Source organism: Streptomyces sp. MNU76 (genome assembly GCF_020982545.1).
Lineage (GTDB): Bacteria > Actinomycetota > Actinomycetes > Streptomycetales > Streptomycetaceae > Streptomyces.
Window position 1 is genome coordinate 42,593 of the sequence record NZ_JAJKLK010000012.1, and the last position, 9,727, is coordinate 52,319.

Consider the following 9,727-nt stretch of genomic DNA (forward strand, 5'->3'; position numbering starts at 1 on the left):
AAGGAACCAAGCAATGAGCAAGCTGCGCGTGGCGGTCCTCGGTGCCCGGGGCCGTATCGGCTCCGAGGCCGTACGGGCCGTCGAGGCCGCCGAGGACATGGAGCTGGTCGCCGCCCTGAGCCGGGGCGACAAGCTGGAGACGCTGGCGGAGACCGGCGCCCAGGTGGCCGTCGAACTGACCACCCCCGCCTCGGTCATGGACAACCTCGACTACTGCGTCCGCCACGGCATCCACGCGGTCGTCGGCACGACGGGCTGGACCGACGAGCGCCTCGCGCAGCTGAACGGCTGGCTGGCCGCGTCCCCGGAGACCGGTGTGCTGATCGCGCCCAACTTCTCCATCGGGGCCGTCCTGAACATGAAGTTCGCGCAGATCGCCGCCCCCTACTTCGAGTCGGTGGAGGTCGTCGAACTGCACCACCCGAAGAAGGTCGACGCCCCTTCGGGCACCGCCACGCGCACGGCTCAGCTCATCGCCGAGTCACGGCGCGCGGCAGGCACGGCCCCGGCTCCGGACGCCACGGAGACGGCTCTGGACGGCGCGCGCGGCGCGGACGTCGACGGCATCCCCGTCCACTCCGTCCGGCTGCGCGGCCTCCTGGCCCACCAGGAGGTCCTCCTCGGCGGCGAGGGCGAGACCCTCACCATCCGCCACGACTCCCTCCACCACAGCAGCTTCATGCCGGGCATCCTGCTCGGCGCCCGCCGCGTGGTGACCACCCCGGGCCTCACCTTCGGCCTCGAACACTTCCTCGATCTGGGCTGACAGGCCGGGAACGTCATGCGCGCGAAGATCACCTACGCCGTCACGGCAGCCGTCCTGGTCGTCTACTTCGTCCTGGTCGGCAGCCGCGGGATCCTGCTCATAGAGACGGGCACACCGGTCACGATCGCCTTCGGCGTCGCCGTGCTCGTTCTGCCGGCGATCGGCCTGTGGTTCCTGTGGAAGAACACCCAGTTCGTCCGCCGGGCCAACCAGCTGGCCGCCGAACTCGACGCGGAAGGGGGCCTGCCCGTCGACGAGTTGAAGCGGACCCCGAGCGGCCGCATCGACCGTGACTCGGCCGACGCGGTCTTCGCGCAGCGCAAGGCGGAGACCGAGGACGCCCCCGACGACTGGCGTACCTGGTTCCGTCTCGCCGTCGCCTACCACGACGCCCGCGACACACCGAGGGCCCGCAAGGCCATGCAGCGCGCCATCGCCCTGCACGACGGCAGGCCGGCGCCGACCGTCTGACCCGCCGTCCCGCGGAGACAGCGAGGAGGGGCCGGTCCGCGCCCGCGGACCGGCCCCTCCTCGCTGTCTGCGGCCCTCGCTGTCTGCGGCCCTCGCTGTCTGCGGCCCTCGCTGTCTGCGGCCCTCGGGGTCTCGACTACGCGGCGGGTCCGTACTCCGCGGCCCACGCCTCGATCGTGTCGGCCGCCCGGTCGAAGGCCTCCGTACGGGCCAGGAAGTCGGCGTTGTGCGTGGTCATCAGCGGCGTCACGTACTCCTGCACCCGGTCCCTGCGGACGAGGAGCAGCGCCTGCCCCTGCACGGACCGCGGGAGCCCGAGCCAGCGCACCGGCTGCTGCACGGTACGCACGGAGACGCTCGCCTCCCAGGAGGCCGTACGCGTGCGGAAGAAGCTCACCTGCCGCACCCCGCGCGCGCTCACCCAGATGCCGACCCGCAGCAGCCGCAGGGCGCAGATGATGACGAGCAGCGCGCCCCCGAAGCAGATCGCGCCCGCCTGAAGTGTCTCGGCCGCCGCGATGATGACCGCCGCGACCAGCACGTAGGAGGCGAGCAGCAGCAGGAGCGCGGCCGCGCCGACCCGCCAGGGGCCGGGCCGGTAGGGACGCCGCCAGCGGTCACGGTCCTCGTACGGCAGCGCTTCGTCCGCCACCTGGTCGAAGGCGCGGTCGGCGGTCAGGAAGGGCAGGGGCACGGGTGATCCTCACTCGATCCACGCACGGCTATCGCCGGGTGAGGCTACCGAGCCGGACCTCTCCCCACCACTTTCGGGGGCCCAACAGGGGCACAAGAGTGCGCAACTCGGGGCATCCGGCCCCTTGTCGGTGTCGGCCCGTAGAGTGGGCGCCGCCCGAGAGCAGCCATGGGAAGGACCCTCCGAGCCGTGACCGACACTCCCGTCGACGATCTCAAGCCCAGCTTCCGCAGCGATGTCACCGTCGAGTTGGTGAAGCACAGCGCCGCCGACTCGGACGTGCTGTGGGCCGCCCGCGTCTCCACCGCCGGCGAGCAGTCCCTGGAGGAGCTGCAGAAGGACCCCGAGCGCTCCAAGGGCCTCATCAACTACCTCATGCGGGACCGGCACGGCAGCCCCTTCGAGCACAACTCGATGACCTTCTTCATCAGCGCCCCGATCTTCGTCTTCCGCGAGTTCATGCGCCACCGGGTGGGCTGGTCGTACAACGAGGAGTCCGGGAGGTACCGGGAGCTCCAGCCCGTCTTCTACGTCCCGGACGAGGCCCGCAAGCTCGTCCAGGAGGGGCGTCCCGGCAAGTACGTCTTCGTGGAGGGCACCCAGGCACAGCAGGAGCTGGTCGGGCGGGTCATGGAGGACTCGTACGTCCACGCCTACGAGGCGTACCAGGAGATGCTGGCCGCCGGGGTCGCCCGCGAGGTCGCCCGCTCGGTCCTCCCGGTCGGACTTTTCTCGTCGATGTACGCAACCTGCAACGCCCGCTCGCTGATGCACTTCCTCGGTCTGCGCACCCAGCACGAGCTCGCCAGGGTCCCGTCCTTCCCGCAGCGGGAGATCGAGATGGTGGGCGAGCGGATGGAGACGGAGTGGGCGCGGCTCATGCCCCTGACGCACGCCGCGTTCAACGCGAACGGCCGTGTGGCGCCGTAGCGGACCATCGACTTTCGGCCAGGCACAGATGTGCGGGTCAGCCGAGCGAAGTGTCCGTATTGCGGCATTTCGCGAAGTTCATCTAGCCTGATCAAACGGACCCGGCACTGCTTGAACCCCCGAGCAGGCAGTGCCGGGCTCCGCATTTGTCCGGACTTTTCCTGCCCCCCGAGGGCAGACCGCGCCCTGAGCAGCGAGTAGCGTGTTACCCATGGCTCCGACCTCGACTCCGCAGACCCCCTTCGGGCGGGTCCTCACCGCCATGGTCACGCCCTTCACGGCGGACGGCGCACTCGACCTCGACGGCGCGCAGCGGCTCGCCACCCACCTGGTGGACGCAGGCAACGACGGCCTGGTCATCAACGGCACCACCGGCGAGTCCCCCACCACCGGTGACGCGGAGAAATCGGACCTGGTACGAGCCGTCCTCGAAGCCGTCGGCGACCGCGCGCACATCATCGCCGGCGTCGGCACGAACGACACCCACCACAGCATGGAGCTGGCCCGCGCCGCCGAGAAGGTCGGTGCCCACGGCCTCCTCGTCGTCACGCCGTACTACAACAAGCCCCCTCAGGAGGGCCTGTACCGCCACTTCAAGGCGATCGCCGACGCCGCCGACCTCCCGGTCATGCTCTACGACATCCCGGGCCGCAGCGGCGTCCCGATCGACACGGAGACGATCGTCCGGCTCGCCGAGCACCCGCGCATCGTCGCCAACAAGGACGCCAAGGGCGACCTCGGCCGGGCCAGCTGGGCCATCGCCCGCTCCGGCCTCGCCTGGTACTCCGGCGACGACATGCTCAACCTCCCGCTGCTCTCCGTGGGCGCGGTCGGCTTCGTCTCGGTCGTCGGCCATGTCGTCACCCCCGAGCTGCGCGCCCTCGTCGAGGCGTACGTCTCCGGTGACGTCCAGAAAGCCACCGAGATCCACCAGAAGCTGCTCCCGGTCTTCACCGGCATGTTCCGCACCCAGGGCGTGATGACCACCAAGGCGGCGCTCGCCCTCCAGGGCCTGCCCGCCGGACCGCTGCGCGCCCCCATGGTGGAACTTTCGCCCGAGGAGACCGCCCAGCTCAAGATCGATCTTGGTGCCGGCGGGGTACAGCTCTAACACCGGACTTCGTACGACGCACCACCCAATGCCAGACCTGACACATCTGACACACCCGAGACTTCACAACTGAATAGGCAGGACGAAAGCGCCTGCGTTCCCATCCACAACTGCTTTTGCACGAACGTCATGCGCGCCACGTGCCACAGAGGTACGTGGCGTGCGTGGTGAGGAGAGTCTTTTGAGTCATCCGCATCCTGAACTCGGCCCGCCGCCGCCGCTTCCCGAAGGTGGCCTCCGGGTCACCCCCCTGGGCGGCCTCGGCGAGATCGGCCGGAACATGACCGTCTTCGAATACGGCGGCCGGCTGCTGATCGTCGACTGCGGGGTGCTCTTCCCCGAGGAGGAGCAGCCCGGAATCGACCTGATCCTGCCGGACTTCTCGTCCGTCAGGGACCGCCTCGACGACATCGAGGGCATCGTCCTCACGCACGGCCACGAGGACCACATCGGTGCGGTCCCGTACCTGCTGCGCGAGAAGCCCGACATCCCGCTGATCGGCTCCAAGCTGACCCTCGCCCTGATCGAGGCCAAGCTCCAGGAGCATCGCATCCGCCCGTACACCCTTGAGGTGGCCGAGGGGAACCGCGAGCGCATCGGCCCCTTCGACTGCGAGTTCGTCGCGGTCAACCACTCCATCCCTGACGCCCTCGCCGTGGCCATCCGCACCCCCGCGGGCATGGTGGTCCACACGGGTGACTTCAAGATGGACCAGCTCCCGCTGGACAACCGCCTCACCGATCTCCACGCTTTCGCACGGCTGAGCGAAGAGGGCATCGACCTCCTTCTCTCCGACTCCACGAACGCGGAGGTCCCGGGGTTCGTTCCCCCCGAGCGCGACATCTCCAACGTCCTGCGTCAGGTCTTCGCGGGCGCCAGCAAGCGGATCATCGTGGCCAGCTTCGCCAGCCACATCCACCGCATCCAGCAGATCCTCGACGCCGCCCACGAATACGGCCGCCGGGTCGCCTTCGTCGGCCGCTCGATGGTCCGGAACATGGGCATCGCCAGGGACCTGGGCTACCTCAGGGTTCCGCCGGGCCTGGTCGTGGACGTCAAGACCCTCGACGACCTGCCGCAGCACGAGATCGTCCTCGTCTGCACCGGATCGCAGGGCGAACCGATGGCCGCCCTGTCCCGCATGGCCAACAGGGATCACCAGATCCGCATCGTCCAGGGCGACACGGTGATCCTGGCCTCGTCCCTGATCCCGGGCAACGAGAACGCGGTCTACCGCGTCATCAACGGCCTGACCCGCTGGGGCGCCAACGTCGTCCACAAGGGCAACGCCAAGGTCCACGTCTCCGGACATGCCTCGGCCGGCGAGCTGCTGTACTTCTACAACATCTGCCGCCCGAAGAACCTGATGCCGGTGCACGGCGAATGGCGCCACCTGCGGGCCAACGCGGAGCTGGGCGCCCTGACCGGCGTACCGCACGACCGCATCGTCATCGCCGAGGACGGTGTGGTCGTCGACCTCATCGAGGGCAAGGCCAAGATCGCGGGCAAGGTCCAGGCCGGTTATGTGTACGTCGACGGCCTCTCGGTCGGTGACGTCGGGGAGCCGGCGCTCAAGGACCGCAAGATCCTGGGGGACGAGGGCATCATCTCCGTCTTCGTCGTCGTGGACTCCTCCACCGGCAAGATCACCGGCGGTCCGCACATCCAGGCCCGGGGTTCCGGGATCGAGGACTCCGCGTTCGCCGCGGTCGCCCCGAAGATCACCGAAGTTCTGGAACGTTCGGCACAGGACGGGGTCGTCGAGCCCCACCAGCTGCAGCAACTCATCCGTCGCACCCTCGGCAAGTGGGTGTCCGACACCTACCGCCGCAGGCCGATGATCCTGCCTGTGGTGGTTGAGGTCTGACCCTCCGTCAGCGCTCAGCCGGAGCGGGGCTCCTCGATTTGCATCGGGGCGCCCCGCTCCAGTACGTTTACGGCTCCGCCGAGGGGGAACCCGGCGCAACTGATGCGCCAGGAGCCCGCCGGACCGGGTGGAAATTCCGACTCAGAACCTCTGATAAAGTCGGAACCGCCGGAAAGGGAAACGCGGAAGCGGAAACCTGGAAAGCACCGAGGAAATCGGATCGGAAAACGATCTGATAGAGTCGGAAACGCAAGACAGCAAGACCGAAGGGAAACTGCCCGGAGGAAAGCCCGAGAACAGCTTGGGTGAGTACAAAGGAAGCGTCCGTTCCTTGAGAACTCAACAGCGTGCCAAAAATCAACGCCAGATATGTTGATACCCCGTTCTCAGCCGATTCCGGTTGGGGCGAGGTTCCTTTGAAACAAACACAGCGAGGATGCTGTGAACCATCGGACTATTCCTCCGGTGGTTCCGCTCTCGTGTGTGTGCACCGGATTACCGGTAAACATTCACGGAGAGTTTGATCCTGGCTCAGGACGAACGCTGGCGGCGTGCTTAACACATGCAAGTCGAACGATGAACCACTTCGGTGGGGATTAGTGGCGAACGGGTGAGTAACACGTGGGCAATCTGCCCTTCACTCTGGGACAAGCCCTGGAAACGGGGTCTAATACCGGATACAACCACTAGGGGCATCTCTTGGTGGTGGAAAGCTCCGGCGGTGAAGGATGAGCCCGCGGCCTATCAGCTTGTTGGTGAGGTAACGGCTCACCAAGGCGACGACGGGTAGCCGGCCTGAGAGGGCGACCGGCCACACTGGGACTGAGACACGGCCCAGACTCCTACGGGAGGCAGCAGTGGGGAATATTGCACAATGGGCGAAAGCCTGATGCAGCGACGCCGCGTGAGGGATGACGGCCTTCGGGTTGTAAACCTCTTTCAGCAGGGAAGAAGCGAAAGTGACGGTACCTGCAGAAGAAGCGCCGGCTAACTACGTGCCAGCAGCCGCGGTAATACGTAGGGCGCGAGCGTTGTCCGGAATTATTGGGCGTAAAGAGCTCGTAGGCGGTCTGTCGCGTCGGATGTGAAAGCCCGGGGGCTTAACCCCGGGTCTGCATTCGATACGGGCAGACTAGAGTGTGGTAGGGGAGATCGGAATTCCTGGTGTAGCGGTGAAATGCGCAGATATCAGGAGGAACACCGGTGGCGAAGGCGGATCTCTGGGCCATTACTGACGCTGAGGAGCGAAAGCGTGGGGAGCGAACAGGATTAGATACCCTGGTAGTCCACGCCGTAAACGGTGGGAACTAGGTGTTGGCGACATTCCACGTCGTCGGTGCCGCAGCTAACGCATTAAGTTCCCCGCCTGGGGAGTACGGCCGCAAGGCTAAAACTCAAAGGAATTGACGGGGGGCCCGCACAAGCAGCGGAGCATGTGGCTTAATTCGACGCAACGCGAAGAACCTTACCAAGGCTTGACATACACCGGAAACGGCCAGAGATGGTCGCCCCCTTGTGGTCGGTGTACAGGTGGTGCATGGCTGTCGTCAGCTCGTGTCGTGAGATGTTGGGTTAAGTCCCGCAACGAGCGCAACCCTTGTTCTGTGTTGCCAGCATGCCCTTCGGGGTGATGGGGACTCACAGGAGACTGCCGGGGTCAACTCGGAGGAAGGTGGGGACGACGTCAAGTCATCATGCCCCTTATGTCTTGGGCTGCACACGTGCTACAATGGCAGGTACAATGAGCTGCGAAGCCGTGAGGCGGAGCGAATCTCAAAAAGCCTGTCTCAGTTCGGATTGGGGTCTGCAACTCGACCCCATGAAGTCGGAGTTGCTAGTAATCGCAGATCAGCAGTGCTGCGGTGAATACGTTCCCGGGCCTTGTACACACCGCCCGTCACGTCACGAAAGTCGGTAACACCCGAAGCCGGTGGCCCAACCCGTAAGGGAGGGAGCTGTCGAAGGTGGGACTGGCGATTGGGACGAAGTCGTAACAAGGTAGCCGTACCGGAAGGTGCGGCTGGATCACCTCCTTTCTAAGGAGCATCTAGCTGCCGCAAGGCAGCCAGGGCCACAACGTCGGCGAACGTCCGACGGTGGTTGCTCATGGGTGGAACGTTGATTATTCGGCCGGTTTCACGGGCCGGAGGCTGTTAGTACTGCTCGCAAGAGCGTGGAAAACATGATCTCCGGACGGAATCTGGTCGGGCACGCTGTTGGGTGTCTGAGGGCACGGCCGTATGGCTGCCTTCAGTGCCGGCCCCAGTGCACTCGAATCTACTGGTTCGGGGTGATGGGTGGTTGGTCGTTGTTTGAGAACTGCACAGTGGACGCGAGCATCTGTGGCCAAGTTTTTAAGGGCGCACGGTGGATGCCTTGGCACCAGGAACCGATGAAGGACGTGGGAGGCCACGATAGTCCCCGGGAGTCGTCAACCAGGCTTTGATCCGGGGGTTTCCGAATGGGGAAACCCGGCAGTCGTCATGGGCTGTCACCCGCTGCTGAACACATAGGCAGTGTGGAGGGAACGCGGGGAAGTGAAACATCTCAGTACCCGCAGGAAGAGAAAACAACCGTGATTCCGGGAGTAGTGGCGAGCGAAACTGGATGAGGCCAAACCGTATGCGTGTGAGACCCGGCAGGGGTTGCGTATACGGGGTTGTGGGATCTCTCTTCTGTTGTCTGCCGGCAACAGGACGAGTCAGAAACCGTATGGATAGGCGAAGGACATGCGAAAGGTCCGGCGTAGAGGGTAAGACCCCCGTAGCTGAAATCTGTACGGCTCGTTTGAGAGACACCCAAGTAGCACGGGGCCGAGAATCCCGTGTGAATCTGGCGGGACCACCCGCTAAGCCTAAATATTCCCTGGTGACCGATAGCGGATAGTACCGTGAGGGAATGGTGAAAAGTACCGCGGGAGCGGAGTGAAATAGTACCTGAAACCGTGTGCCTACAAGCCGTGGGAGCGTCGGAACGAGGTTTGCCTTGTTCTCGTGACTGCGTGCCTTTTGAAGAATGAGCCTGCGAGTTTGCGGTGTGTTGCGAGGTTAACCCGGGTGGGGTAGCCGTAGCGAAAGCGAGTCCGAACAGGGCGATTCAGTAGCACGCTCAAGACCCGAAGCGGAGTGATCTAGCCATGGGCAGGTTGAAGCGGAGGTAAGACTTCGTGGAGGACCGAACCCACCAGGGTTGAAAACCTGGGGGATGACCTGTGGTTAGGGGTGAAAGGCCAATCAAACTCCGTGATAGCTGGTTCTCCCCGAAATGCATTTAGGTGCAGCGTCGTGTGTTTCTTGCCGGAGGTAGAGCACTGGATAGGCGATGGGCCCTACCGGGTTACTGACCTTAGCCAAACTCCGAATGCCGGTAAGTGAGAGCGCGGCAGTGAGACTGTGGGGGATAAGCTCCATGGTCGAGAGGGAAACAGCCCAGAGCATCGACTAAGGCCCCTAAGCGTACGCTAAGTGGGAAAGGATGTGGAGTCGCAGAGACAACCAGGAGGTTGGCTTAGAAGCAGCCACCCTTGAAAGAGTGCGTAATAGCTCACTGGTCTAGTGATTCCGCGCCGACAATGTAGCGGGGCTCAAGCGTACCGCCGAAGTCGTGTCATTCCAGCATGAGGGCCAACGCCCGCTGGGATGGGTAGGGGAGCGTCGTGTGCCGGGTGAAGCAGCCGCGGAAGCGAGTTGTGGACGGTTCACGAGTGAGAATGCAGGCATGAGTAGCGATACAAACGTGAGAAACGTTTGCGCCGATTGACCAAGGGTTCCTGGGTCAAGCTGATCTGCCCAGGGTAAGTCGGGACCTAAGGCGAGGCCGACAGGCGTAGTCGATGGATAACCGGTTGATATTCCGGTACCCGCTGTGAAGCGTCAAACATTGAACCTG

At 64.7% G+C, this 9,727-nt stretch carries 6 protein-coding genes and 2 rRNA genes; 7 read left to right on the forward strand and 1 reads right to left on the reverse strand.

All coding sequences use genetic code 11. The features are described from left to right. Window positions 1-13 precede the first annotated feature (13 nt). Window positions 14-766 (forward strand): 4-hydroxy-tetrahydrodipicolinate reductase, encoded by a 753-nt coding sequence (gene dapB, locus E4N62_RS25455; protein WP_230218218.1) that lies wholly within the window; start codon window positions 14-16, stop codon window positions 764-766. Window positions 767-781: 15 nt separating this feature from the next. After that, the gene (locus tag E4N62_RS25460; protein WP_230218220.1) at window positions 782-1,237 is read left to right on the forward strand and encodes a hypothetical protein; all 456 of its coding nucleotides are present in this window, start codon (window positions 782-784) and stop codon (window positions 1,235-1,237) included. A 136-nt stretch (window positions 1,238-1,373) separates the two neighbouring features. On the opposite strand, the gene E4N62_RS25465 is transcribed toward E4N62_RS25460, so the two are convergent. Continuing rightward, complete coding sequence (locus tag E4N62_RS25465) at window positions 1,374-1,931, reverse strand: hypothetical protein (RefSeq protein ID WP_230218222.1); 558 nt, start codon at window positions 1,929-1,931, stop codon at window positions 1,374-1,376. Window positions 1,932-2,120: 189 nt separating this feature from the next. Between E4N62_RS25465 and thyX the strand changes: the two genes are divergently transcribed. The 5 genes from thyX to E4N62_RS25490 form a co-directional block, all read left to right on the forward strand. After that, the gene (gene thyX, locus E4N62_RS25470; protein ID WP_230218224.1) at window positions 2,121-2,861 is read left to right on the forward strand and encodes an FAD-dependent thymidylate synthase; all 741 of its coding nucleotides are present in this window, start codon (window positions 2,121-2,123) and stop codon (window positions 2,859-2,861) included. Between the two features lie 211 nt (window positions 2,862-3,072). Then, on the forward strand, window positions 3,073-3,972 hold the full coding sequence (gene dapA / locus E4N62_RS25475; protein ID WP_215449295.1) for a 4-hydroxy-tetrahydrodipicolinate synthase: 900 nt from the start codon (window positions 3,073-3,075) through the stop codon (window positions 3,970-3,972). Window positions 3,973-4,153: 181 nt separating this feature from the next. Continuing rightward, on the forward strand, window positions 4,154-5,839 hold the full coding sequence (locus E4N62_RS25480) for a ribonuclease J (RefSeq protein ID WP_184900037.1): 1,686 nt from the start codon (window positions 4,154-4,156) through the stop codon (window positions 5,837-5,839). 508 nt (window positions 5,840-6,347) lie between these two features. Next, window positions 6,348-7,875, forward strand: a 16S ribosomal RNA gene (locus tag E4N62_RS25485). Between the two features lie 308 nt (window positions 7,876-8,183). Next, window positions 8,184-9,727 (forward strand): 23S ribosomal RNA (locus E4N62_RS25490); the annotation flags it as partial.